Here is a 26,132-nt window from a genome sequence, read left to right as displayed (position 1 = left end):
ACTTAGATTTCTACAATCTAAGTGCTATTTCTGAATAATAATAGTAGAATTCTTTCTAAATTTCCATTCCATCCACTTCATAACAAGCGGCTTCAATAAAGCTCTCGTAATAGGGATCACGCAGATAAACCCTAGCATATCTGTCACATACCCAGGAAGCACTAAGAGAATACCTCCTACAAATACAAAAATACCATCTAGTACCGCCTCACCTGGCATTTCCCCTCTATTCAACTTAGATTGAATCTCCCCAAGCACTTTAAACCCTTGTCTTTTCGCCAAATACACACCTACAACACCTGTAAATACAATCATAGCGAACGTAGACCATAAACCTATTACATGACTTGATCCAATTAAGACCGTAATCTCAATCGCCGGTATTAAAATAAACAAGAATAGTAACCACTTCATAGTTCTACACCTCTCTCACATCTCACTTTTAACGCCCTCACAATGCCTATATACATCATATGAAATATAGATACCCTTTCATATTAAAACCCATAACAAACAGCTTTTAAAAGCAATTCTAGGCGCTTTAAGCTAATTTTATCTCGTTTTTGTGTAAAAAAAAGAGAAGGACTCCGATCCTTCTCTCCGTATTACTTATAGCACTTCCGCATGTCCATTATAAACAATTCCGCGTGCTGCATCAACTGTTACTTCTTGGCCATTTTTTAAAGTTGCTGTTACACCGTTTACACCAACGATAACAGGAATACCGATTGATACGCCCACAACAGCAGCATGGCTTGTTAAGCCACCTTCTTCTACAACTAAAGCAGCAGCTTTTTCGATTGCAGGAATCATATCTTTATCAGTGCTTGTTGTAACAAGAATATCACCTTCGTTTACGTTCGCTACAGCTTCAGCAGCTGTTTTTGCTACAACTACTTTACCTTTTGCAGCTTTACGACCGATTCCTTGTCCTTTAGCAACTTCTTCACCAACAACGTGGATTTTCATTAAGTTTGTTGTACCAGTTTCAGCAACTGGAACACCAGCAGTAATTACTACAGTATCTCCAAGGCCGATTAGACCTGCATCCATACCTGTTTGAATTGCTGTATCTAACATTTCGTCAGTTGAAGCTGCGCGCTTCTCAGCCATAAATGCTTGTACACCCCAAACAAGTGCAAGACGACGTCCTACTTGCTCGTCAGATGTTACAGCTACGATTGGAGATTTTGGACGGTATTTAGAGATCATTTTCGCAGTATGTCCACTTTCTGTTGGAGCTACGATTGCAGCTACATCAAGAGCAAGTGCTGTATGCGCAACAGATTGGCTAATTGCATCTGTAATTGTTGGAGTGAACTCTTTAATACGTTTTTTGAACATATCTTCGTATTGTAATGATTTTTCAACACGTACTGCAATGTTAGCCATCATTGTTACTGCTTCTACCGGATATTGACCAGCAGCTGTTTCACCTGAAAGCATGATTGCATCTGTACCATCGAAGATTGCGTTAGCTACGTCACTTGCTTCCGCACGAGTTGGACGTGGGTTACGTTGCATAGAGTCTAACATTTGTGTCGCAGTAATAACTGGTTTACCTAACACGTTACATTTTTTGATTAGACGTTTTTGTACTAATGGTACTTCTTCTGGTGGAATTTCTACACCCATATCACCACGAGCTACCATTAAACCGTCAGAAACTTCTAAGATTGAATCGATGTTGTCGATACCTTCTTGGTTTTCGATTTTCGGTACGATTTGGATGTATTGAGCACCATGCTCTTCTAATAATTCACGGATTTCTAATACGTCAGACGCTTTACGTACGAATGAAGCTGCGATGAAATCAACTTTTTGCTCGATACCGAAGATGATATCTTTTACGTCTTTTTCAGTGATACCAGGAAGCTTAATGCTTACGTTTGGTACGTTAACACCTTTTTTGTTTTTTACAGTTCCACTGTTAAGAACTTTTGTACGGATGTTTCCATCAGCTTTTTCGATTACTTCTAGTTCGATAAGACCGTCATCGATTAGAATGCGAGAACCTGGGTCTACATCGTCATAAAGACCAGCATAAGATACAGAGAACTTCTCTGCAGTACCTAATACTTGCTCAGTAGAAAGAACTACTTCTGCACCTGTTACAAGCTCAGCTTGTCCGTCTACGAAGTCGTGAGTACGGATTTCTGGACCTTTTGTATCAAGTAAGATACCAACTGTTTTACCAGTTTTCTTTGAAGCTTCACGAATGTTTTTAATACGAGCTCCGTGCTCTTCATGGCTACCATGAGAGAAGTTTAAACGAGCAACGTTCATACCTGCTTCAATTAATTGCTCTAATTTTTCAATACTTTCACTAGCAGGACCTATTGTACATACAATTTTAGTTTTACGCATATTGCACCTCCGAAAATTATGAAACCGTTCCCAAATATCTGACATTACGCCGATTAGATGGATAATTCTTTAGATAATTGATACATATCTTTATCGATTGTATGCTTTTGAGCTAACGCTTCGATAATATCATGATCAACAAGTTTGTTATCTTGAATACCTACACAACGTCCACCTCTACCAGCAATTAATAATTCAACTGCTCTTGCGCCAAGACGACTTGCTAATACACGGTCTTGTGCACTTGGTGATCCGCCACGTTGTACGTGACCTAATACAGTTACACGAGTATCAAAGTTTGTTGCTTCTTCAATGTGCTTACCGATGTCAATTGCACTTCCAACACCTTCAGCTACAACGATAATACTGTGTTTTTTACCACGTTCACTACCGCGCTTCAGACGAGCGATAACATCATCCATGTCATACTCTTCTTCTGGAATTAAGATTGTTTCTGCACCATCAGCTAAACCAGCCCATAATGCGATATCACCAGCGTGACGTCCCATTACTTCGATAACATATGTACGTTCATGAGATGTAGCTGTGTCACGGATTTTATCAATTGCATCAATAACAGTGTTTAAAGCTGTATCGAAACCAATTGTGAAGTCTGTTCCAGGGATATCATTGTCGATTGTACCTGGTACACCAACACATGGGAATCCTTGTTCAGTTAATTTTTTAGCGCCTTGGTAAGAACCATCTCCACCAATAACAACAAGTCCTTCGATACCATGTTTCTTTAATTGCTCGATACCTTTTAGTCGTACTTCTGGGTCTTTAAACTCAGGACATCTTGCTGTATATAATTTCGTACCACCGCGGTGGATAATATCGCCAACAGAACCAAGTTCTAATTTTTCAATGTGACCAGAAATTAATCCAGCGTATCCATGGTAAATACCATATACTTCAATATCATGGAAAATCGCTTTACGAACAACTGCACGAATGGCAGCATTCATACCAGGTGAATCTCCACCACTTGTTAATACACCAATACGTTTCATTTGTACTCACCTCATAAAGATTATTTGCCTTATAATAAAATAACACGAAAAAATATAAAAACACAATGGAGAAGATGTGTCTTTTCATAATAAAAACGTGCATTCGCGAAGAGGAACGCACGCTTTTCTTATTTTATCCCAATGGAAGCGTTTGAAAACGAAACTTGCCCAATTTTCATATATTTTTCATAACGTTTTTCGATTAATTCATCTTTCGAAATTCCGTTTAATTGTTCAAAAGTTTTTCTAATCATTAAGTCTATATTTTCTGACTGTTTTAAAAGATTACGGTGAGCTCCGCCTCTTGCCTCTGGAATAATTTCATCAATTACACCTAATTCTTTCAAATCTGCTGCTGTAATTTTCATTGCTTCTGCAGCTTCCTTTGCTTTTCCTGCATCTTTCCAAAGAATTGCCGCTGCACCCTCTGGTGTAATAACAGAATAAGTGGAATTTTCTAGCATATGAATGTAATCTCCTACTCCAAGACCTAGCGCACCACCACTACCGCCTTCACCGATAACGATACAAATAACTGGTACCGTTAAACCTGCCATCTCAAATAGGTTGCGGGCAATAGCTTCACTTTGTCCACGTTCTTCAGCTGCTTTACCAGGATAAGCTCCCTTCGTATCGATGAAACAAATAATAGGACGATTAAACTTTTCCGCTTGTTTCATGAGACGCAGTGCTTTTCGATATCCTTCTGGATGAGGCATTCCAAAGTTACGGCGAATATTTTCTTTCGTATCTTTTCCGCGCTGATGCCCAATTACAGTTACAGGCATCCCTTTATATTTCGCAATGCCGCCGACAATCGCTGCATCATCGCCAAATAGACGGTCTCCATGACATTCGAAAAAATCAGTAAATAAGTGCTCAATATAATCGAGCGTTGTCGGTCGTTCTGCATGACGAGCAATTTGAACACGGTCCCATACTTTTAGATTGCCGTATATATCTTCCTCTAAATTTTCTAGCTTTTCTTCCAAAATACGAATCTCCTCACTGAAGTCCATCTGGCTGTTTTTCGTATAGTCTTTCAGTTCACGAATCTTATTTCTTAGCTCAACAACTGGTTTTTCAAATTCTAGCTCTGCCATACAGCCAATTCCCCTCCTTGATGAACTTCTAAAATCTTGCGAAGCGATTCTCTCATATCATCACGATGCACCACCGCATCTAATTGACCATGATCTAGTAAGAATTCTGCCGTTTGGAAATCTTCCGGTAGTTTCTCACGCACCGTTTGTTCAATTACACGTCTACCAGCAAATCCGATAAGTGCACCTGGTTCTGCAAGATTATAATCACCAAGTGAAGCGAAACTCGCTGAAACCCCGCCCGTCGTTGGGTGAGTCATAACAGAAATAAATAACCCTCCTGCATTACTATGCTTTTTCAAAGCTACGCTTGTTTTTGCCATTTGCATTAAACTTAATATCCCTTCTTGCATACGGGCACCACCCGAAGCAGTAAAGATAATAAATGGAACTTGTAAGTCGTACGCCTTTTCAACCGCACGGGCGATTTTTTCTCCTACTACAGAGCCCATGCTCCCCATTCGAAAACGAGAATCCATTACTGCAACAACAACAAGCATGTCATCAATTGTTCCTTCACCAGTTACAACCGCTTCGTTCAATTCAGTCTTCTTACGATCGCTCTCTAGTTTCTCTTCATAACCTGGAAACTCGAGTGGATTTAATGAAACCATTTCTTTGTCATACTCACGGAATGACCCTTCGTCCAATATACTATCAAGACGTTCCCATGCATTCATAGGATGATGATATCCACAATTCACACATACTTTTAAATTTTTTAGAAGTTCTTTCGTATACATGATTTTTTTACATTCCGGACATTTTGTCATAACGCCATCTGGTACATCTTTTCGTACTTGTTCTGAAGGTATTGCAGCGTACTTTTTCTTTTTCACGAATAAATCTCTTAGCACAATTTGACCCCCTTCGTTGAGAGCTAAGGTTAGCGTAAGAAGAAAATGGGGCTAACACCAAAGTTTGATGTTAGCCTTATCTTCTCAATCTGTCTAATAACCTCACTCTTTACGTTTAACTTTAACCGCTACGCGGTAGAATGTTTGTCATAACGTGTCATGGTCATTTCGACAAATTTTATACATTACGAGTGAAACTGTATATTCTCTACTAATTCATCGTAAATTTTTAGTGCATCATTTTCTTGTTTTTCTTCCAAAGTAGCATAAAGCTTTCTATACATATCGATAGAATCTCTTGAAACTTTACAAGAAAGAGTTGCTACGTAATCATTTACGATCATCCAAATGCGATATAGTAAATAATTATCGACTTGTTCAATAAGTGTTTTAAAGAACGTTTGATGAAGCGTTGGGACTGAGCTTTCATTTCCTTCAAGTACTTGGTGTAATCTACTTAGTACTTTAGAAAACGTTTCTTTCGGTAAATTACATACAATTCGAATCATATCTTTCTCAAGTAATCGTTTCGTTTGTAATAAATCACGAATTGTTTTCTCATCTTGCAATAAGAACGGAGCAATTAATTGTACAAGACCGTTATCATAAAAGTTTCGAATAAACGTCCCTTCACCACGTCTCGTTTCAATCAATCCTACCAGTTCTAAAGCACGCAATGCTTCTCTTACAGAGGAACGTCCTACGTTTAAGCGTGAACTTAACTCACGCTCAGACGGCAAACGATCCCCCGCCACCAAACCATCCTCTTCCATAATGGAACGGATTTTTTTTACAATTTCGAGATATACTTTTGTATTTGATGATGTCAATGGAAATTCCTCGCTTATTCTTTACCAATCAGCGCTAATTGTTTTGTTTTTTCAGCGATCTCATTTGGATCTACTTGACGGCGAGCTACTCCTGTCTCCATTGCTGCTTTTGCAACGTAAGCCGCTACTTGAGGCGCTACACGCGCGTCAAATGGTGCCGGAATGATATAGTCTGCATTTAACTCATCTTCTGCTACAAGCTCAGCAATAGCCTGTACAGCTGCCATCTTCATTTCTTCGTTAATTTGTGTCGCATGTACGTCAAGTGCACCGCGGAAAATACCAGGGAACGCCAGTACATTATTTACTTGGTTCGGGAAGTCAGAACGACCTGTTCCAACAACAGCTGCGCCCGCTGCTTTTGCCAATTCTGGCATAATTTCTGGAACTGGATTCGCCATTGCAAAAATAATCGCATCGTCATTCATTGTACGAACCATCTCTTCTGTTAATGCACCTTCTGCAGATACACCAATGAATACGTCCGCACCTTGTACAACATCAGCTAAAGAACCTTCTATACGATTCTTATTTGTATATTTTGCAACTTCATCCTTCACCGGATTCATACCTGTAGGACGACCATCATAGATTGCGCCTTTACGGTCACACATAATAATGTCGCGTACACCATAGCGATATAAAAGTTTAATAATTGCAATACCTGCTGCACCTGCGCCATTTGCGACAACTTTAATGTCAGACATTTTCTTTCCAACTAATTTCAGTGCATTTACAAGACCTGCTACTGTTACAATAGCTGTTCCGTGTTGATCATCATGGAAGATAGGAATATTTGTTTCTTTTTTCAAACGCTCTTCAATAATGAAGCAGTTTGGTGCTGCGATATCTTCTAAGTTAACGCCGCCAAAAGTTGGCTCCATTAATTTTACAGTTTCAACAATTTTATCTACATCGTTTGTATTTAAGGCAATTGGGAATGCATCTACACCAGCAAAGCTCTTGAATAATACAGCTTTACCTTCCATTACTGGAAGAGATGCTTCAGGTCCAATGTTACCAAGACCAAGTACAGCTGTTCCATCTGTCACAACTGCTACCATATTTCCCTTCATCGTATATTCATATACCTTACTTTTATCGTCATAAATTTCTTTACAAGGTTCTGCAACCCCTGGAGAATATGCAAGACTTAAATCTTTTGCATTTTCTACTTTTACTTTTGATACAGTTTCTAATTTTCCTTGATGCACTTTATGCATGTGAAGTGCTTCTTCACGAAGTGTTGACAAACTATCCACTCTCCTCAAATTATTCTTGCTGATATCAATTTCTCCAAGTGGTCTGACCACGAACACTACTACTATAATAATCGAAGTGTAGGGAAATTGTCCATTATATTTTCACAACTACATTTTCTTCCCCGACAATTTCACGAAGTGCTCCTAAACATTCTTCACTTGGATGAATCGATAAACTCCGAGATAATTGTACCATTTTATGTTCCTTTTCATAATAAATTAGTACTTTCGCAAAACCTGAATAGTCGAACAATATTTTCGTAACCTGATTTAAAAGCTTTTTCTCATACTGAGACGGCAATTTCACGTAAACAGATGCGTCTTTCTTTTCTTCATAAACATCCATTTCCTCTAGCGGATATAGTCCATTTACAATCCATTGCAGCTTATGATTTCTTAGCTCAATCGTACCGTCAACTAAAACAATTGCTCCTTCTTGCAACTTATCCGAGAAATGTATATACGTTTCCGGGAAGAGGACTGCTTCCATTTCATCATTTTGATCACAGAATGTAATAAATGCCATCTTTTGAAACTTTTTCGTACGAATCACTCTCACACTTGTTATATACACAATAGCTCTTTGTACTTTTTTCTTGTGTCGCATCGCCTGAGCGAGAGATGGAATTTCTAATTCTTTTGCTAACTTCACATATTGCGCTGTCGGATAACTTGATAAATAAAAGCCAAGCGCTTCCTTCTCTTTATTTAGTTGTTCAATAAAAGATAACTCTTCTCCTTGTACATATTTTGATTTTGGAACAGCATCTCCTAAATCACGTGCGAGATTCGCGTACTCTAACGCCCCTTTAATACTTTTCCATAAATTCGTTCTCGAAACACCAAAATCGTCAAAACATCCCGACCAGACGAAAGCTTCTAAATTACGCTCCGTTACGAACTTTGACGGCATACGAAGACAAAATTCAAATAAATCTTCGAACATTTTTTTCTCTCGTTCTTCTAATAATGCCGTCACTGTAGCCATTCCAATATTTCGGATCGAAAGTAAACTGTAACGTATCGCATTCCCTTCTATTTGGAAGTTGTAGCCACTCCTCTGAAGAGACGGTGGCAAAACGTGAAAACCTTTCCGCTTCGTTTCTCGTATATACTGTACAATCTTATCTTCATTTCCAATTGCGCTTGATAATAATGCCGTCATAAATTCCAGCGTATAATTCGCTTTCAAATAGGCAAGCTGATATCCGATCATACTGTAAGCTACAGCGTGACTTCGGTTAAAACCGTAATTCGCAAATCTTACAATTAAATCATAAATTTTCTCTGCGGATGTCTCATCATAACCATTTCGCAAACATCCTTGGACGAAATGCTTACGTTCCTGATCTAAAATATCACGATTTTTTTTACTCACCGCACGGCGCAGTAAATCTGCTTCTCCGAGCGAAAAACCAGCTAACTTCGATGCAATTTGCATAATTTGTTCTTGGTATACAATGACGCCGTATGTTCTTTCTAAAATTGGCTTTAAATCCGGATGTAAATATTCAATTTTTCTTTTTCCATGTTTCGATTCAATAAAAGTCGGTATCTGTTCCATCGGTCCTGGTCTGTATAACGAGTTAACAGCTACGATATCTTCAAACTCATTCGGTTTTAACCCGCGAAGTACATTTCGCATACCACCCGACTCAAGCTGGAATACACCTGTTGTATCCCCTCTCCCTAATAATTGGAACGTCTTTTCATCTTGAAGAGGTAAGTTTCTTATATCGATTTCTTTCCCTGTTTTGTTCGCGATAAATTTTATAATATTTTCAAGTAACGTTAAATTACGTAATCCTAAAAAGTCCATCTTAAGCAAACCAAGTTCTTCTAGCGCATCGGCTGGATATTGCGTAACATAAACATCGTTATGTCCTTCTTGAATTGCTACACTTCCTGTTAGCGGTTCTTGACTCATAATAACACCAGCCGCATGAATAGACGTATGACGTGGTAAACCTTCTACACGTTTTGCGATTTCAAATACACGCTCATGCAGAAGATTCCCTTGTATAAACTCACGAAGTGATTGTGATTCTTCATATGCATCTTTTAACGTTATACCAAGCTTTGATGGGATAAGTTTTGAAAATATATCAATATCTCGCGGCGGAAGCCCCATTACGCGGGCAATGTCTCTAATTGCCGCTTTTGCTGCAAGCGTACCAAACGTTACAATTTGCGCAACACGGAGCTGACCGTATTTATCTTTCACATAGCGAATCATCTCATCACGTCTTACGTCTGGAAAATCAATATCAATATCGGGAAGCGTCACACGTTCAGGATTTAAAAACCTTTCAAATAATAGATCGTATTCAATTGGATCAATATCTGTAATTTCTAATACGTATGAAACGAGTGAACCAGCTGCCGATCCACGACCTGGTCCTGTTAGAATATGATTTTCATGTGCATACTTCATAAAATCCCATACGATGAGGAAATAATCACTAAATCCCATACGAGAAATAACATTTAATTCATGATCCAAACGCTTTATATGCACTTCTTTCGGTTCACCATATCGTTTCCGCAAACCTTCTTCACAAACACGACGCAAATATATATCACTCGTTTCATTAGACGGAACAGGAAATTTCGGAAGTTGATTTACATGGAACGGTATTTCTACTTGGCAACGCTCTGCAATTTTTATTGTATTTTGGATTGCTTCCGGCGCGTGGGAAAATAGTGCTTCCATTTCATCCGATGACTTTAAATAATACTGATCTGTTTTCAGCCTCGGCCTATCTGGATCAGTCATTTTCGTTCCACTTTCAACAGATAGTAAACATTCGTGAACAAGCGCGTCACTTTGATTGATATAGCGCACATCGTTTGTTGCAACGACCGGAATATTAACCCTACTAATAAATTCAGGTAGTTTCTCTTGTAAAAGCAACTCATCTTGAATCGCATGATGCTGCAAACTCATATAAAAATGGCCAAACATATTTTGATACGTGCGAGCTACTTCTTCAGCCTGACTCTCATTGTCTTCTAGTAATAATTGCTCAATTTCGCCATCTTTACCTGGTGAAATTGCAATTAATCCTTTCGCATAATGCGCAAGCCACTTCTTAGGAATACCTTCTTTGGACTTTGTCATAATACTGCTAGAAATCTTTAATAAATTTTGGTAGCCTATTTCATTCTCAGCAAGTAATACAAGCGGATAAGACCTTTCTTCTTCTTCACTAAAAATAGAAGCGGTTAATCCAATAACAGGCTGTATACCATGTTTCTTACATGCTTTATAAAACGGAATAACGCCATACATAACATTTTCATCCGTAATAGCCAGCGATGAAAAACCGAGTTCTTTCGCCCTGACTACAAGCTCATCAATTTTACAAGCACTTTTTAATAAACTAAAAACGGTTTGACATTGTAAATGCACAAACTTCACTGTTGTACCCTCTCTTTACCTATTTGACTACTTTTATTATAGGTGATGAGGAAAGCGGAAATCAAAACATACTTCTTATACTTTGTCCATATATATGAAGAAGAAAGGGGAATGACGATGGATGTAAGAGAACATACTTTTTTCTCTCTGCTTATTATTAGTTATTTTATTGCCTTTGGGGTTATACTTGGCGGTTCATTAATTGGTGGATTTGGTGCGTTTCTTATCGGAAAACCAGCTCTAACTTACATTAATCAATTCGCCCAAAATTTAAGAATTTGGGCACTCGTTGCAGCAATCGGCGGAACATTCGATACCTTTTATAGCTTTGAAAGAAGTTTCTTTGGCGGAGATATGAAAGATATCGTAAAGCAAATTCTCCTTATTTTTTTCGCAACTGGTGGTATGCAAACAGGTCTCATTATTATTAAATGGCTAACGCAGGAACATGTATGAGAGTACCAAGTGCCAATACAGCAAAAAGATGGTACTTAGTATTAGCTGGGGCTGCTGTTGGAGGCGTGTTGAGCTGGTTTATTTTTTTGTACATATACGGTGTTTTTCAAGAAGAACAAGCTAGTAAAATAGCAGAACAAAGAGAAATTATAGAAAAACAAGAAGCAAAGCTCCACGTCCTTCTCGAAGATCAAGAAAAATTGAACACTGAAAATAAACGGCTCTTAACCATTCAAGAGATTAAAATAAAACTTATCAATCGAGAAAAATACGATTTAGACAATCTCACACTCGAAAATATGACTACATCTATCCATAATGACCTCCAACATCTTTTAACGAAAAACATTCAAAGTATCGCAAAAAATAAAGACCTACTTAAAAAGGTAATCGAAAATAAAACGTACAAACATTACGATCGGCTATACCGTTTTAAAGTCGATACAATATCTTTTGATACAGTGCTTGAAATTAGCATTACTATAGAGAAAGAAAAATAAAGAAGGAGGGCTTTAGCGCCGCTCCTTCTTTTCGTTCTAACATATAGTCTCTTATTTACAAATCTCACGTAAATCAGCAAAAAGACGATCCGCTTCTTCCCAAGAAGATGCCTTCGCACCAGAAGCCATCGGATGCCCCCCGCCGTTATATTGCATTGCTAATTTGTTTATAACTGGTCCTTTTGAACGAAGACGAACACGAATTACGTCGTCTTCCTCTAAAAATAGAACCCACGCCTTTAATCCATCAATATTGCCAAGCGCTCCAACAACACCAGATGCTTCAGAAGGAAGTACATCAAACTCTTCTAATACTTCTTTCGTTAATTTAATGTAAGCTGCTCCTTCTTCTACCATCGTAAAGTTTTGTAAAATATAACCGTTTAAACGAGCAATTTTTTCTTTTGTCTTATACATCTCATTGTATAAATCTGTGAATTTCACACCCATGTCAACAAGCTCACTTACGTAACGAAGTGTTTTTGCTGTCGTATTCGGGAATAAGAAACGACCTGTATCTCCAACAATTCCTGCTAAAATAAGGCGGGCTGCTTCTTTTGTTATTTTTAATCCTTTATCTTTTCCATAGTTATAAAACTCATAAATCATTTCACTTGTAGAACTCGCTGTCGTATCTACCCACGTAATATCTCCATATGGATCTTCATTTGGATGATGATCAATTTTAATTAACATCTTCCCTTTTGTATAGCGTTGATCGTCAACACGTTCTTGATTCGCAGTATCACAAACAATAACAAGCGCATTTTCGTATACACTATCTTCAATATCATCCATTACTCGTAAGTATGCTAGTGACGGTTCATTGTACCCAACCGTATAAATATTTTTCTCTGGAAACGATTCTTGTAGAATTGTACCAAGACCCCCCTGTGAACCTAACGCATCTGGATCCGGACGCACGTGGCGATGAATAATAATTGTATCAAACTCTTTAATTGCTCCTAAAATTTGCTCATGCATATGTATAATCTCCTTTTTAATCAACTTCTTCACTTTATCCTCCATTATAACGGAAAGTATTTCATACATGCGAACAATTGCTTTATAATAAAAGTTAGAAAGTTTAGATATTTCTTTTTCTTTTCTATTATTTTTCACAAAGCGATGGGGGTGTTCATTATGCCAGTATTAGTCTTCTGTATTATCGTCTCATTTATGTTGTACCTCTTTTACAAAACAAAATACTTTCGTACAAACCGCCCAATGGAGAAAGGTTGGCTCTCAGGAAAATCCGCAATGGCACTCGGTTCATTCGTTTTATTTTTCGGGATAAACCAATTCTTTTTAGAACTTTCAACCGCTCGTATTATCGTTGGTGTTTTATTCGTTCTATTTGGTAGTGCAAGTGTATTTAACGGGTTTCGCCAATACAAACATTTCTTGCCATTAGCAGTTAAAGAAGCTGAAGTCTATGAAGCAACGTAAAAAAGCATCAATATTGTGATGCTTTTTTACGTCCCTTAACTTTCAAAATCATATACGCAACAAACGCAGATGGTATATTAAATGGGTTCCCTTGTACGTGAAAATGTAATTGTTCTTCTCCAAAAGACATTTTTTCATATAGCTCTCGCTGAGATAATCCTGTCTTTTCCTTTTTTTCATGTAAACCTTGTAAATATAAATATTGAATCGGTATCATTACAAGAAAGTAAAATAGTGCGATACTACCAAAAAAGAGTACGGCTGACGACATAATGCATACCACCTCTCACGATTCCATTTTCTTACAATATAATCATAACACAATATACAACTGAATTGAATTATTATTCCGTCTTTTCTCACATTACTTTTCCACTCCATCCCATACATATTTCACTAAAACTCCCATCTAAAATCATGCCTTTCAAATTTAAAACAACAAAAAAAGATGGAACAAATCAAAACGATTTGTTCCATCTTTTTATTTATCGATTAACTGAACCATAAGTAATGCTTTTCCAACAACATTACCTTCATGATGCACCTCTACATCGACCTTACCAAATTTACGTCCAATTTCTAATACTTTCGGATGAACAGATACAACATTATCAATTTGAACCGGCTTTACGAAATAAATCGTTAAGTTTTCAACAATTAAATCGCTTTTCTTTTGCGCACGAATGACGCGATTTGTCGCTTCTGTCACAATTGTTGCAAATACACCGTACGATAACGTCCCGATTGAGTTCGTCATTTGCGGCGTCACCGAAAATTGATATAGATGCTCATTCTTCGCTTCTTTTGGTGTCATAAATTGATTCGTTACAATATCATCAATGGTTTCTCCAACTTGTGGCTGACGTTGAATCATTTGCAGTGCCTGAAGTACATCTTGACGGCTAATAATACCTTGCAGTTTGTTTCCTTCCTCAACGACAGGAAGTAATTCAATTCCTTCCCACACCATCATACGTGCCGCAGCTGCGACAGACATTTTACCGTTCACTGTAATTGGGTGTTTTGTCATTACTTTATCAATTGGTGTTTCTTTCGCTACTCCGATCATATCTTTTGAAGTTACGATTCCTAGTACTTTGTTACTTTCATCGACAATTGGATATCTTCCGTGCATTGTCTCTTCGTTATATGCATGCCATTGCTGTACTGTATCACTCGGCTTTAAATATAACGTTTCTTCAATTGGCGTTAAAATATCTTCAACGAGTACAATTTCTTTCTTAATAAGTTGGTCATAAATTGCACGATTAATTAACGTTGCGACCGTAAATGTATCGTAGCTACTTGAAATGATCGGCAGCTTTAATTCGTCTGCTAATTTCTTCACATGATCTTCCGTATCAAAGCCGCCCGTAATTAATACAGCGGCTCCAGTTTCTAGCGCTAATTCATGTGCATTGGTACGGTTACCAATAATGAGTAAATTCCCAGCTTCTGTATAGCGCATCATCGCTTCTAACTTCATAGCTCCGATTACGAATTTATTTAATGTTTTATGTAGTCCTTCTCTGCCCCCAAGTACTTGACCGTCGACAATGTTAACGACTTCTGCATATGTCAGTTTTTCGATATTCTCTTTCTTCTTTTGTTCAATTCGAATTGTTCCGACACGTTCAATTGTACTAACATATCCTTTATTTTCTGCATCTTTAATTGCACGGTAAGCGGTCCCTTCACTTACACTCAAATCTTTCGCAATTTGTCTTACAGAAATTTTATGGCCTACTGGCAGGCTATTAATATGTTCTAAAATTTGGTTATGCTTGGTAGCCAAATGGTTTCACCATACTTTCTTTTCCCTAAATTCTTCATGTGTTGTACTTTCAGTATACTATATTTTCAAAACTGTTACACTCTCTCTTTGCATACCTGTACTATTTTTTTTATAACAAAATGACTCTTACATTCCACCAGTCATTCTATTACAACAATGTAATGCTATTGTCATCTCATTCGATAGTTCGTCCACTTAATTGCCTATACAATTAAGACAAGAAATAAAACAAAGGAGCGAACACATGATGAAAAAATTTTTAGAGGTTGTAGGTGCTGTATTTTTAGCTTTCGTAGATGGGAAAAAAGTTGCAATGGAATTGAATGAAACACCTGAACAACCACGTACCAAAAGAAAAGAATCACCAAAACAAATACAAGCATTAAAAGCTGTCCTACACACGTAAAAAACCCTTCACTTTTCTTTTCAAATGAAGGGTTTCTTTTCTATAGTGTAATACTTTCTCCAGCTTCTAATACTTTCCCTGTACAATTTTGTAGCTTTTCTACAAATTGATATGGATCTTGTTCAATAACTGGGAACGTATTGTAATGCATCGGTACAACAGTTTTCGCATTAATCCATTTTGCCGCTAGTACAGCATCTTCTGGTCCCATTGTGAAATTATCACCAATTGGTAAAAATGCTAGATCAACTTTATTTAATTCCCCAATTAACTTCATATCAGAGAATAGTGCAGTATCTCCTGCGTGGTATACAGTTTTCTCTTCTGCTGTAAATAAAATACCTGCTGGCATACCTGTATATGTAATCGTCTTATTTTCTTCATCAATATAACTAGAGCCGTGGAATGCTTGTGTAAACTTCACTTTTCCGAAGTCAAATTCATGTGAACCACCAATATGCATCGGGTGTGTATTTACACCTTGCCAACTTAAAAATGTTGCTAGTTCAAATGGCGCTACAACAACTGCATTATTTTTCTTCGCAAGTTCTACTGTATCTCCAACATGATCACCGTGTCCATGCGATAAAAGAATTGCATCCACTTTTACATCTTCAGTTTTTAAATCTGTTTTCGGATTACCTGTTAAAAACGGGTCAATTAAAATAACTTTTCCATTCGCCTCAATTTTCACAACTGAATGTCCATGATAAGATACTTTCATTATTACATTCCTCCCCTGTTCACATTCTCACTTTGTATTCTACATGATTTTTCAATTCCCTGTCTTTTCTAACATCTATTTACTTGTCATAACGCTTTCTTCCGAGTTAAAGTTATATTTGTAATTAAATATCTCGGGGGTGCCAATCGATGAATGCTAGATTAGAAAATTTAATGCAATGGCTAAAAGAAAAAAACGTAGAAGCTGCGTTCTTAACTTCTACACCAAACGTCTTCTACATGACAAACTTCCACTGTGAACCACACGAAAGATTACTTGGTATGTTTGTATTCCAAGAAAAAGAACCTATTTTAATTTGCCCTAAAATGGAAGAAGGTCAAGCACGTAACGCTGGCTGGGCACATGAAATTATCGGATTTACTGATACTGACAGACCATGGGATATGATTGCAAAAGCAATTAAAGACCGCGGCATCAATGCAAATGCAGTTGCAATTGAAAAAGAACATTTAAACGTAGAGCGCTACGAAGAATTAACGAAATTATTCCCAAATGCAGCTTTCAAATCAGCTGAGGAGAAAGTTCGCGAACTTCGTTTAATTAAAGATGAAAAAGAACTTTCTATTTTACGCGAAGCAGCTAAAATGGCGGACTATGCTGTTGAAGTTGGTGTAAATGCAATTAAAGAAGATCGTAGTGAACTAGAAGTATTAGCAATTATTGAACACGAATTAAAAACAAAAGGCATACATAAAATGTCATTTGATACGATGGTATTAGCAGGTGCGAACTCAGCTCTTCCACACGGTATTCCTGGCGCAAACAAAATGAAACGCGGCGATTTCGTACTATTTGATTTAGGCGTAATCATTGATGGTTATTGCTCTGATATTACACGTACAGTAGCATTCGGTGAGATTTCTGAAGAGCAAACTCGTATTTACAACACTGTACTTGCTGGACAACTACAAGCAGTTGAAGCATGTAAACCAGGTGTTACACTTGGCGCAATCGATAATGCTGCTCGTTCTGTTATCACAGATGCAGGTTACGGAGACTTCTTCCCGCACCGACTTGGTCATGGACTTGGAATTAGCGTACACGAATATCCAGATGTAAAAGCTGGTAACGAGTCTCCATTAAAAGAAGGTATGGTCTTCACAATCGAACCTGGTATTTACGTACCAAACGTAGGTGGCGTTCGTATTGAAGATGATATTTACATCACAAAAGACGGATCAGAAATTTTAACGAAATTCCCGAAAGAGTTACAATTTGTAAAATAATAAAAAAGGCAGCGGGAGTGCTGCCTTTTTCTATTTCCCTACTATTTCAAATTTCTCTACAATCATTTTTGCTGGATAACTTTCAAGTATTTGAGAAAACCATACTTTTATTTTATCCCCTGTTTTTAACTGTTTATATGTGTCTTTGTCCTTAAAGCTCAAGACTATATGTGCTGGATGCTCTTTATTCATTTGTTGTTCTATATAATGTTGCAACTCTACTTTTGTTTCAAACGTTTTATCATCGGCAAAAAACACCGTGTCATTTCTTAATATGATATACCCTTCTTTAGGTACTTCTTTTACCGTTACTTGCTCTACTTGTTTTGTATCACACGCTGATAATACGACTAGAAATACACTTAAAAACATAACAATTTTCATATGCCTATTCATTTTTAACTCCTTACTCTAGGCTATTTCAAATTTAGCACCATCTTCTCCTCATACTTATCATCCCATTTAATCACAATCTCTATTGGTTCATCTTTAGAGATAGGCGCGCAACTTACACAAGAAGACTTCATTTCAACCTTTGCTCCTCTATGAACTTCTGACGTTTGTGTCATTGTACTAAAGGCTCCATTAATAGCAATCTCTAAGTTTTTAAATTCTGTCTTTCCATCCCCGCCCTTATATTGAAACGTAAACATCCCATCTTCACTGTCATCCTTAATATGCCCTTTATATTGTCCAGTCCAACTTTTGCTCTCGCTAGAAAAAGTAACATACGAAATGGAACAGCTTCCTAAAAAGAAAATACTAATGAAAAAGAATAATGCTCTCTTCATAATGCCCCCTCCATTCAAATGCACTTATTTATTGTCTATTTCTTCCTCTTATTATATTATAAAAATACAGAATTTTCTAAAACAGGAGGTTTATATGTTACAACAACAGTTAGAAGAAATTCGTAATAATAATTACATACTGGACAACACAATTAACATTGATTCTTTAAGTTCCAATATGCTTGAGCACATCGGTGTTACCGATAGCTATTTAAGAGACAAACTTATTTACTCTACTTTTTATCATCTCATCAAAAAAGACTACATTTCACATACACACTTACAGAAATTATTATTAGAAAGCATTAGTGAAAAATATTTATTGTATAAGATTCATTCGGATGACGAAGATGCCGTATTTACCCGAGCATTTACAACATTATTAATTGCCCTCATTATAGATGCAGATACAAATCATAATTTCTTATCACAGAATGATATTTTAACTGTAAAAGATCAATTAATTCTATATATGAACAACGAGCATGATTTCCGTGGATATGTCCAAGACCACGGCTGGGCACATAGTATCGCTCATGCTTCCGATACATTTGAGGCGCTTGTGAATAGTCCTAAACTAGAAACTTTATATTACGAAGAAATATTACAAACTTTATTAAACAAAGTTTGTGTTCATTCTATTTACTACAAATATGAAGAAGATGAACGTATCGTTTATCCGATTGTCGCAATGCTGCAAAATGACCTAAAGGAAGAAGTACTCATATTAGCCCTTCATGATTTAGTAGCTCAATTACAAGTAAAAAAATCCACGCTACATATTGAATCATACGAATTTTTATACGGAAATATAAAATCTTTCTTACGTAGCTTATTTTTCAGACTACGTACACTTTCCATATGTAAAGAAACCGAATGTGAAATTGAAAAATTGCTACCAGGGCTTCGCCAATATTACTAAAAAAGAAGGCCACTCAAAAAGTGCCTTCTTCTATTTCACTAATATTTAATTGAAATTTCACGATCCAAACCGAGAAAAGGTGGACAAGAAGCGCAAACGCCATACATGCTCCGCTTAAAAAAGTTAGTATAGGATGCGAATACACGTGCCCCAATCCATAGGATACCGCCACGAAAAACATTGTTATGTAAATATAAATTGCTCCATGTATTTGCCTCATATAAACCTCCTTTTCCCATATTATAACATAAATTTTCTGATTATTCACATTAATTACTTGTAATCAATATTTCTCAACTGTTACACCTCTTACAGCAGCCTTAATATACGGTGACCCTTGTAAACTTTGTAAATCCTCTGTTTTTCCTGTTACGAATACACCTTATATTGGTAAGTTTTTTGGTTTTGTGTTTTTTATTTCTTTATCCCGCATTAACGGGCAGTAAGACCCCACATCAAAACTCAGCGGAAGCAAAGAAGTTAGGTTGGGGTCGAACTGCCCGTAAAAGCCCGATTGGTGAGGGCTGATAATCAGTGGGGGATGCCCCCCACTGATTAAAGTTTCACTTTATAGTTTATCCTAAAATATTCTCGATATCCCTCCTTATTTTCACTTAAAGATATCCAAATATAGCTTTTATCAATTTTTTCATAATAAAAAGCACATCCATTTTGATGCGCTTTTCTCTGAAATACTATTCTATTATTTCATCGCTTCCTTCACAACATCTTGAATCATAACAACTTCTGTTTTCATATCAATAGACGGTGCTTCTTCATCGATACATTCATACCAAAACGCTAAGTGCTTTTTATCGATTTCATAATGAGAATTTTCGACAAGAGCCCCGCCTTCTCCTTGCACAGAATACCAATATAAGTACTCTTCTCCATCTCTTATTTCCCGGAAAATTGTCTCAACATACATCTTTTCGTCGTTTAATGTCAAAAGTACTTCTTTCATATTGTCATTAAGAAGTTGCATCCATTCATCTACTCGATGACTCTTACCAGGCTTAACTTTAAATCTCGTTAATTCTACATTCATTTTTCTTCCCACGTTTTCTTACGTACAAACAAACTATATTCTATTGGATGATAAAAACTTAATTTACTAGCTAATTTTCGCGAAGGAATATTGTCTACATAACAATCCCAGCTCGGTATAATATCATTTTGCATGCAATGTTCAATGAACCGTGTTGCAACAGCTTGAGCTAATCCTTTCCCTTGATACGCTTCATGTGTTGCAATATCTATTTCAGCATAACCATTCCCGCTAAATATCGAGACACATTCAGCTACAATTATCCCATCTTGTTCTATACAAAATCCAAAACCACTATTCAAAAACGTTTCTTTTGATCCCCAATATTCTTTGTAGTACTCCTCTTTAAATTCACTGCTTCGCTCTATATCTCTTCTATCAATACGCTTCACTTCATATGTATTTTTGTTAAAATCTCGTTTTCTCTCCTCAAAGGTTACCCTTTGAAATTTCATTCGCGGGATGTTCCGAAGTGTATTACTAAAACGCTCTTCTAACATCATTTCCCACTCTTCACTTGAAGTAAAGAGTGTAAATCTCTTCTCTGTTTTTTCAATAGCCGTTTTTAAATATGAAAATAACTCTTCGTTATAATTTTGATCATCAGTATCACCAAATAAATAATAGATACCGTTAGCTGTAATAATTAATCCTGCTGTTAATTGCCCGTTTACAAAAACCTCACCATCTACCACTTGATCACATACCGCATAAGCAAATGTCATCGTTCTTGTATTACCTTCTAAAACCGGAAGAACTTTTCTATACTCGGCTACAGATAATTTTTTCATAATTGCTCCACTATAATCGTATCAGCCTCTATATGTTCAAAACAAAGATTTACCGTTCTCTTTAATGCTCTCGTTCTATGAATCGTACATGCTGGAATTAAAATAGAATCATTTGGCTTTAAAACCGCCGTTTCTCCATCTTCAAAATCAATAAGTAACTCTCCCTCTAGCACAATAAATAATTCATCCGAATTAGAATGATAGTGCCAATCATATTCACCAGTAAATACAGCGATTCGTAAGCAATGACTGTTTATATTTGAAACGACGAAGTTTTTATGTTGATCTTTAATATCCTTTGTTAATTCTATTAAGTTCACAGTCTCCATCTTTCGTCCCATCCTTTCATTAGTCGTTCTTCTAAAAAACTAACTTAATCTCCACCACCTCCGCAATCTCCTCCACCATCACTTGAGCTACTACAGTCATTGCTACTGTAGTCACCGAATCCACTTGATGAGCTTGAAGCGTATGAAGATTTTTTGCTTCTTTTTCTATCTTTTTTACTTTCATGACTAGGCCATACTTTATCAAATAATATAAAGAATAAGATTCCTTCTACCATAACAAGTAGAACGCCTAAGGTACTTTCAATAACATTGGGGGTTATCCCCAAACTTTTAAATATCCCACATAAATACAAGCAAAAAATCACATACAAGAACATACAAATATACCGAAATGTTTTCTCTATCGTAATGACTACTTTTTGTGAAAAAGGTATGTTCTGTTCCTGTTTTTTCTTTATATACCTTTGTCTCTTTGCCTGTTTTTTCTTCCTCTTTTTGCTCCCCATCGAATCCCCTCTTTTTATTATATAATTCTAAATTATCATAATAAAAATCGTTTTACACCAATAAATAACAATTATTCACATGTTATTTCTCCATATAAAAAAGACCCTCCTCACGAAAAGGAAGGTCTCAAATGTATTTCTATTATGATAAAGCAGGAGCTTTTTCAAGAAGCTCTTTTGCATCAGCGTATTGTAAGCCGTGAGCTTCCGCAACTGCTTCGAATGTTACATAACCATCTAATGTGTTAATACCTTTTAATAATGCAGTGTTGCCTAAGCAAGCTTCTTTGTAGCCCTTGTTAGCAATTTGTACTGCATATGGTACTGTTACGTTTGTTAATGCAAGAGTTGACGTACGTGGAACTGCACCTGGCATATTAGCAACTGCATAATGAACAACGCCATGTTTTTCGTAAGTTGGGTTGTCATGAGTTGTAATACGATCAGTTGTTTCAAAAATACCACCTTGGTCAATCGCGATATCTACAACGACAGAACCTGGTTCCATTGATTGAATCATTTCTTCAGTTACAAGTTTTGGCGCTTTTGCACCCGGAATTAATACTGCTCCAATAACAAGGTCAGATTCTTTAACAGCTTCTGCAATGTTGTATGGATTAGACATTAATGTTTTTACTTGGTTACCGAAAATATCATCTAATTGACGAAGACGTTCTGCACTTAAGTCAATGATTGTTACATCTGCACCTAAACCTACTGCAATCTTAGCTGCGTTTGTACCAGCTTGACCACCGCCGATGATTGTTACTTTGCCGCGTTTTACCCCTGGAACGCCTGCAAGTAAAATACCTTTACCGCCTTTGTTTTTCTCAAGGAATTGTGCACCGATTTGTGCAGACATACGACCAGCCACTTCACTCATAGGTGCAAGTAATGGTAAAGAACGATTGTCTAATTGTACTGTTTCGTATGCGATTGATGCAACTTTGTTATCGATTAATGCTTTCGTTAATTCTGGTTCTGGAGCTAAGTGTAAGTATGTGAATAAGATTAAGCCTTCACGGAAATAGCCGTATTCACTTGCTACTGGCTCTTTTACCTTCATAACCATATCTTGATTCCATGCTTCTTCAGCAGTTTCTACAAGTTTCGCACCAGCTTGTACGTATTCTTCATCTGTAAAGCCAGATCCTAAACCTGCTCCTTTTTGAACAAAAACTTCGTGACCATTTTGTACTAAATGTACTGCTCCCGCTGGCGTCATTGCCACACGGTTTTCATTGTTTTTAATTTCTGTTGGAATACCGATACGCATGATTAGTTCCCCCTTGAGTTATGAAATGACCCCTGAATCATTTTTTAAAGCGCTTTCTACGCTCTTATATTTTAACATAATATCTCAATATTTGACAAAAAAATAACACGAGTTTTCCGATAGATTTAATTTTATATTAAAGGACAGTATTATCCGCACCTCTCAGCACAATGGATAAACTGTCCAATTATTCGAAACTTCATCTTATTTTATTCTATCGATGTCTATGAATAACATCCACTGCACCAGTCACTTCAATAATTGTACCGGTAATCATATCGGAATCGTCCTCACATAAAAACGAAATGGTTCTTGCAATATCTTCACCTGTTCCAGATCTACCAATCGGTGTGTTATGCTCTTTCAGCTGACGTGCTTCTTGAATAGTTGCCTCTTTCATATCGCCAATAATATCACCAGGACATACCATGTTCGCAGTGATACCATACTCCGCTTCTTCATAAGCAACTGTTTTCGTTAATGAAACAAGTCCTACTTTCGCTGCGGCAAAAGCTGAACGATAAATCCATCCCGGTGCACTATCCGCCCCTTGAAATCCGTAATTAATAATACGGCCAAAGTTCTGTTTTCTCATGACCGGAACGACAAGTTTTAATAAATGAAATACCGCTGTTAAATTTCCCTGAATCATTTCATTCCATTCATCTTCTTCATAATCAACTAACTTTTTTCGTTCAAATACATATGGACCAGCATTATTAATTAAAAAGTCAATTTTGCCAAAACGGCTCATCGCTTCTTCTACTATTTTATGTAAATCTTCCTTTTTCGTGACATCCGCTTGCACGAATTGTAGACGCTCTTCCACATCTTTATATGTTTCTTTCATCGTTTCCATAGCCGTGATATCGCTATGGTACGTTACTGTTACTGAATAGCCTTTAGCCAATAACTTTTCTGTTACTTGCTTTCCTAAACCTTTCGTACCGGCTGTAATGAGCGCATGTCTCACAAAACTGCCCCCTTTTAAATTGCTATACTTCATATGTAACAAGTTCTCGCTCCAATTACAACTAAAATGAATTGAAACAGAGTTTTCAAAATTCTGTAACGTTTCTGGCAAGCACGTTACCAAAATTTGTTTTATAATTAAGTTGTAAACAGTTATAAAACAGATTGGGAGGAATTTACTATGAATAATACATATACAAATATTTTAATCGCGGTGGATGGTTCTAAAGAAGCAGAAAAAGCCTTTAAAAAAGCAATTCAAGTCGCAAAGCGCAACAATGCAACATTAACAATTGCTCATATCGTTGATGTAAAAGCATACTCAGCAGTAGAAGCTTATAGCCGTGCAATTGCGGAACGTGCAAATCTATTTGCAGAAGACCTATTAGAAGACTACAAAAAAACTGCGCTTGAAGCTGGTCTTGAAAAAATTGAAACTGTATTAGAATTCGGTAATCCTAAATCAAAAATTTCAAAAGAAATCGCTCCAAACCATAAAGTAGATTTAATTATGTGTGGTGCGACTGGTTTAAATGCTGTTGAGCGTTTCCTAATTGGTAGCGTCTCTGAACATATTATTCGCTATGCGAAATGCGATGTCCTTGTTGTTCGTGGTGATGAAGAACAAGGTGAGCTTTAATTTATAGATAAAACACCAGGTCCACATAGGCTTGGTGTTTTTCATTTTATAAACTTCACTATAAACACAAGACACGCTACGACAACAACGGTAATTGCCAACACATAAGGCGGAAGAAACTTCAAAGACCATAATGCCATCATAATCGTCGCAACCGTTAAGTAAGTTCGCCTTGCACCTTCTGTCATTTTTTTACGAAATAAGAAAACGTACAAATAACCAATTGGCGGTGTAATAAAGCAAAGAACGTATATGATTTTTGATTTTAAATACCACTTTTGTTCTTCAAGTTTCTTTATATCCCCTTCTATTCTCTTATGCTCTTGTTCTTTCGCTTCTTCTACAAGCGAATTTTCCTCTTCTCCTCGCCTTTCTTTCATATAAGGAAGAAAGTGCATAAAAAAATAGTATGCGAATACGAATGCTCCAAATCCAATATTTACTCTTTCTAATGGAATATGTTCACTAAAAAAAGCAGCAGTAAGCACTAAAGACAAACAGTATGTCATCATCCAAAAGGAACGTTTTCTCTTTTTCCGTTCCATTTCTTTTTTGCCTTGTATATCTTTTCTTTTCGAAAGCCATATAGAAATAAAGCAATCTACTACAAATAGAGCAAAAGTAAATATCGCAACGTGTACTGTTTCTAAATTCTCAAATGAAAAGATATTTGGGAATGCAACATGTAATACAATGAATGTGTACAAAATTAGTCCTATAAAATAAATACGTCTCATTTTCCATCCCTTTCTTATTTCCTAACATTACGTTAACATACATTTTTTAGAAATAGACGGACAAAATATATATATGTGTAAAAAAGGAGGATGCTATATGGATGATTCTGAACGCATTATTTTAGATGTGAACGGCAAAGAAATTGAAATGCTAGATACGATTCGCACTCATTTTAAAGAGAAGCACGGCGTTGAACTAAGTAATGGTGCATTACTTCGTGATTTGATGGATATAGAGTATATTCGAATTACGGAAGATCGACATAAGTATAATTAAAAGAAAACGACTGCAGGCGAATGCCATCAGTCGTTTTCTTTCTTTATTTAAGCTCTTGATGCTTCCCGCCCATACCACCTGGCTCATTACTATCTTGGTGTACAGTTAGTTTATTTGTTTTCGCATCTTTTAAAACTCTATATGTATATGATTCATTTGGTTCATCTTTAAACTGTACATTCATACCATACGAATCCATTTTGCTATAAAAGGCCGGTTTTATATATAAAATATCACTTTCTTTATATCCTTTATCTTGCAAATGCCACATCGTTGCGATAACCGCTTCTTCTCGCTTTTCTTTTTCACCAACATACATATATTTGTCCAAAAGAAACACTTTAGCATTTGCAATTAAGCTAATTAACAGTACAATGATCAACACTATTTTTTTCATAGACTTCCCCTAAATTGTTATTTTTTACTACATTGTAACTTAAATGCTAGTAAAA

31 protein-coding genes are annotated in these 26,132 nt (G+C 36.6%); 8 read left to right on the top strand and 23 right to left on the bottom strand.

Features of this window, described 5'->3' with window-relative positions; translation table 11 throughout:
• Positions 1-24: 24 nt before the first annotated feature.
• The 8 genes from ACTFRU_RS26625 to dnaE all read right to left on the bottom strand — a co-directional run bounded on the left by ACTFRU_RS26625 (position 25) and on the right by dnaE (position 10,853).
• Positions 25-414, bottom strand: coding sequence for an FxsA family protein (locus ACTFRU_RS26625; RefSeq protein WP_000871628.1), 390 nt, complete (start codon positions 412-414; stop codon positions 25-27).
• A 195-nt stretch (positions 415-609) separates the two neighbouring features.
• On the bottom strand, positions 610-2,367 hold the full coding sequence (gene pyk / locus ACTFRU_RS26620; protein ID WP_001232667.1) for a pyruvate kinase: 1,758 nt from the start codon (positions 2,365-2,367) through the stop codon (positions 610-612).
• Between the two features lie 53 nt (positions 2,368-2,420).
• The gene (pfkA, locus tag ACTFRU_RS26615) at positions 2,421-3,380 is read right to left on the bottom strand and encodes a 6-phosphofructokinase (RefSeq protein WP_000821158.1); all 960 of its coding nucleotides are present in this window, start codon (positions 3,378-3,380) and stop codon (positions 2,421-2,423) included.
• A 128-nt stretch (positions 3,381-3,508) separates the two neighbouring features.
• Positions 3,509-4,483, bottom strand: a complete 975-nt coding sequence (gene accA / locus ACTFRU_RS26610) for an acetyl-CoA carboxylase carboxyl transferase subunit alpha (RefSeq protein WP_102956004.1) — start codon at positions 4,481-4,483, stop codon at positions 3,509-3,511.
• Positions 4,471-5,340: an acetyl-CoA carboxylase, carboxyltransferase subunit beta gene (accD, locus tag ACTFRU_RS26605; RefSeq protein WP_000942855.1), complete on the bottom strand. Its 870-nt coding sequence runs from the start codon at positions 5,338-5,340 to the stop codon at positions 4,471-4,473. The genes accA and accD overlap by 13 nt, the downstream gene beginning before the upstream one ends.
• Before the next feature lie 185 nt (positions 5,341-5,525).
• Positions 5,526-6,170, bottom strand: coding sequence for a FadR/GntR family transcriptional regulator (locus ACTFRU_RS26600; protein ID WP_000204448.1), 645 nt, complete (start codon positions 6,168-6,170; stop codon positions 5,526-5,528).
• A gap of 14 nt (positions 6,171-6,184) precedes the next feature.
• Positions 6,185-7,393 (bottom strand): NAD(P)-dependent malic enzyme, encoded by a 1,209-nt coding sequence (locus tag ACTFRU_RS26595; RefSeq protein ID WP_161508111.1) that lies wholly within the window; start codon positions 7,391-7,393, stop codon positions 6,185-6,187.
• Positions 7,394-7,526: 133 nt separating this feature from the next.
• Entirely contained in the window at positions 7,527-10,853 is a 3,327-nt protein-coding gene (gene dnaE, locus ACTFRU_RS26590) for a DNA polymerase III subunit alpha (protein WP_000673728.1), read from the bottom strand.
• 42 nt (positions 10,854-10,895) lie between these two features.
• Between dnaE and ACTFRU_RS26585 the strand changes: the two genes are divergently transcribed.
• Both ACTFRU_RS26585 and ytrI read left to right on the top strand, forming a co-directional pair.
• Positions 10,896-11,309: a YtrH family sporulation protein gene (locus ACTFRU_RS26585; protein WP_002005839.1), complete on the top strand. Its 414-nt coding sequence runs from the start codon at positions 10,896-10,898 to the stop codon at positions 11,307-11,309.
• A complete protein-coding gene (gene ytrI, locus ACTFRU_RS26580) occupies positions 11,306-11,809 on the top strand; it encodes a sporulation membrane protein YtrI (RefSeq protein WP_001265736.1) in 504 nt (167 codons plus the stop codon). The genes ACTFRU_RS26585 and ytrI overlap by 4 nt, the downstream gene beginning before the upstream one ends.
• Positions 11,810-11,860: 51 nt before the next feature.
• Here the strand turns inward: ytrI and ACTFRU_RS26575 are convergent, their stop codons facing one another.
• The gene (locus ACTFRU_RS26575; protein WP_000545136.1) at positions 11,861-12,793 is read right to left on the bottom strand and encodes a DHH family phosphoesterase; all 933 of its coding nucleotides are present in this window, start codon (positions 12,791-12,793) and stop codon (positions 11,861-11,863) included.
• Between the two features lie 159 nt (positions 12,794-12,952).
• On the opposite strand from ACTFRU_RS26575, the gene ACTFRU_RS26570 reads away from it, so the two are divergent.
• Positions 12,953-13,258: a YtpI family protein gene (locus ACTFRU_RS26570; protein ID WP_001144776.1), complete on the top strand. Its 306-nt coding sequence runs from the start codon at positions 12,953-12,955 to the stop codon at positions 13,256-13,258.
• Positions 13,259-13,265: 7 nt separating this feature from the next.
• Here ACTFRU_RS26570 and ACTFRU_RS26565 read toward each other — a convergent pair whose 3' ends face one another.
• The gene (locus ACTFRU_RS26565) at positions 13,266-13,529 is read right to left on the bottom strand and encodes a DUF3949 domain-containing protein (protein WP_000093045.1); all 264 of its coding nucleotides are present in this window, start codon (positions 13,527-13,529) and stop codon (positions 13,266-13,268) included.
• Between the two features lie 210 nt (positions 13,530-13,739).
• A complete protein-coding gene (locus tag ACTFRU_RS26560) occupies positions 13,740-15,053 on the bottom strand; it encodes a CBS domain-containing protein (protein ID WP_000201572.1) in 1,314 nt (437 codons plus the stop codon).
• Between the two features lie 244 nt (positions 15,054-15,297).
• Between ACTFRU_RS26560 and ACTFRU_RS26555 the strand changes: the two genes are divergently transcribed.
• Positions 15,298-15,459 (top strand): hypothetical protein, encoded by a 162-nt coding sequence (locus tag ACTFRU_RS26555; RefSeq protein WP_000976017.1) that lies wholly within the window; start codon positions 15,298-15,300, stop codon positions 15,457-15,459.
• A gap of 40 nt (positions 15,460-15,499) precedes the next feature.
• Here ACTFRU_RS26555 and ACTFRU_RS26550 read toward each other — a convergent pair whose 3' ends face one another.
• A complete protein-coding gene (locus tag ACTFRU_RS26550; RefSeq protein ID WP_000868927.1) occupies positions 15,500-16,183 on the bottom strand; it encodes a metal-dependent hydrolase in 684 nt (227 codons plus the stop codon).
• A 149-nt stretch (positions 16,184-16,332) separates the two neighbouring features.
• On the opposite strand from ACTFRU_RS26550, the gene pepQ reads away from it, so the two are divergent.
• The gene (gene pepQ, locus ACTFRU_RS26545) at positions 16,333-17,430 is read left to right on the top strand and encodes a Xaa-Pro dipeptidase (RefSeq protein WP_000994027.1); all 1,098 of its coding nucleotides are present in this window, start codon (positions 16,333-16,335) and stop codon (positions 17,428-17,430) included.
• Between the two features lie 30 nt (positions 17,431-17,460).
• On the opposite strand, the gene ACTFRU_RS26540 is transcribed toward pepQ, so the two are convergent.
• Together ACTFRU_RS26540 and ACTFRU_RS26535 are read right to left on the bottom strand one after the other, a co-directional pair.
• Positions 17,461-17,826 (bottom strand): DUF3221 domain-containing protein, encoded by a 366-nt coding sequence (locus ACTFRU_RS26540; protein WP_001079378.1) that lies wholly within the window; start codon positions 17,824-17,826, stop codon positions 17,461-17,463.
• 20 nt (positions 17,827-17,846) lie between these two features.
• Entirely contained in the window at positions 17,847-18,221 is a 375-nt protein-coding gene (locus tag ACTFRU_RS26535; protein WP_000816709.1) for a hypothetical protein, read from the bottom strand.
• Positions 18,222-18,315: 94 nt separating this feature from the next.
• Between ACTFRU_RS26535 and ACTFRU_RS26530 the strand changes: the two genes are divergently transcribed.
• Entirely contained in the window at positions 18,316-19,143 is an 828-nt protein-coding gene (locus ACTFRU_RS26530) for a DUF2785 domain-containing protein (protein WP_000941469.1), read from the top strand.
• A gap of 13 nt (positions 19,144-19,156) precedes the next feature.
• Here the strand turns inward: ACTFRU_RS26530 and ACTFRU_RS26525 are convergent, their stop codons facing one another.
• From ACTFRU_RS26525 to ACTFRU_RS26495, 7 genes are all read right to left on the bottom strand, one after another.
• Complete coding sequence (locus ACTFRU_RS26525; protein WP_001248908.1) at positions 19,157-19,363, bottom strand: hypothetical protein; 207 nt, start codon at positions 19,361-19,363, stop codon at positions 19,157-19,159.
• A gap of 483 nt (positions 19,364-19,846) precedes the next feature.
• The gene (locus tag ACTFRU_RS26520; RefSeq protein WP_001100209.1) at positions 19,847-20,191 is read right to left on the bottom strand and encodes a DUF6176 family protein; all 345 of its coding nucleotides are present in this window, start codon (positions 20,189-20,191) and stop codon (positions 19,847-19,849) included.
• Complete coding sequence (locus tag ACTFRU_RS26515; RefSeq protein WP_086389539.1) at positions 20,188-20,982, bottom strand: GNAT family N-acetyltransferase; 795 nt, start codon at positions 20,980-20,982, stop codon at positions 20,188-20,190. Before ACTFRU_RS26515 ends, ACTFRU_RS26520 begins: the two co-directional genes overlap by 4 nt.
• Entirely contained in the window at positions 20,979-21,311 is a 333-nt protein-coding gene (locus ACTFRU_RS26510) for a cupin domain-containing protein (protein WP_000450926.1), read from the bottom strand. The genes ACTFRU_RS26515 and ACTFRU_RS26510 overlap by 4 nt, the downstream gene beginning before the upstream one ends.
• Before the next feature lie 44 nt (positions 21,312-21,355).
• The gene (locus ACTFRU_RS26505; RefSeq protein WP_086389540.1) at positions 21,356-21,778 is read right to left on the bottom strand and encodes a hypothetical protein; all 423 of its coding nucleotides are present in this window, start codon (positions 21,776-21,778) and stop codon (positions 21,356-21,358) included.
• A gap of 142 nt (positions 21,779-21,920) precedes the next feature.
• Entirely contained in the window at positions 21,921-23,054 is a 1,134-nt protein-coding gene (ald, locus tag ACTFRU_RS26500; RefSeq protein WP_001219403.1) for an alanine dehydrogenase, read from the bottom strand.
• Between the two features lie 214 nt (positions 23,055-23,268).
• Positions 23,269-24,060, bottom strand: a complete 792-nt coding sequence (locus tag ACTFRU_RS26495) for an SDR family oxidoreductase (RefSeq protein WP_002024902.1) — start codon at positions 24,058-24,060, stop codon at positions 23,269-23,271.
• A 147-nt stretch (positions 24,061-24,207) separates the two neighbouring features.
• On the opposite strand from ACTFRU_RS26495, the gene ACTFRU_RS26490 reads away from it, so the two are divergent.
• Complete coding sequence (locus tag ACTFRU_RS26490; protein ID WP_001066673.1) at positions 24,208-24,666, top strand: universal stress protein; 459 nt, start codon at positions 24,208-24,210, stop codon at positions 24,664-24,666.
• A 41-nt stretch (positions 24,667-24,707) separates the two neighbouring features.
• On the opposite strand, the gene ACTFRU_RS26485 is transcribed toward ACTFRU_RS26490, so the two are convergent.
• On the bottom strand, positions 24,708-25,403 hold the full coding sequence (locus ACTFRU_RS26485) for a hypothetical protein (RefSeq protein ID WP_440037967.1): 696 nt from the start codon (positions 25,401-25,403) through the stop codon (positions 24,708-24,710).
• A gap of 97 nt (positions 25,404-25,500) precedes the next feature.
• On the opposite strand from ACTFRU_RS26485, the gene ACTFRU_RS26480 reads away from it, so the two are divergent.
• Positions 25,501-25,680 carry a hypothetical protein gene (locus ACTFRU_RS26480; protein ID WP_000342761.1) on the top strand — a complete coding sequence of 60 codons (180 nt, stop codon included), beginning with the start codon at positions 25,501-25,503 and terminating at the stop codon, positions 25,678-25,680.
• A gap of 43 nt (positions 25,681-25,723) precedes the next feature.
• Here ACTFRU_RS26480 and ACTFRU_RS26475 read toward each other — a convergent pair whose 3' ends face one another.
• Complete coding sequence (locus ACTFRU_RS26475; protein ID WP_000725031.1) at positions 25,724-26,077, bottom strand: DUF3139 domain-containing protein; 354 nt, start codon at positions 26,075-26,077, stop codon at positions 25,724-25,726.
• Positions 26,078-26,132 lie beyond the last annotated feature (55 nt).

The sequence above is a fragment of the Bacillus cereus group sp. MYBK220-1 genome, from assembly GCF_051916445.1.
GTDB classification, from domain to species: Bacteria; Bacillota; Bacilli; order Bacillales; family Bacillaceae_G; genus Bacillus_A; species Bacillus_A cereus.
This window is presented reverse-complemented; position numbering and strand designations above follow the sequence as displayed.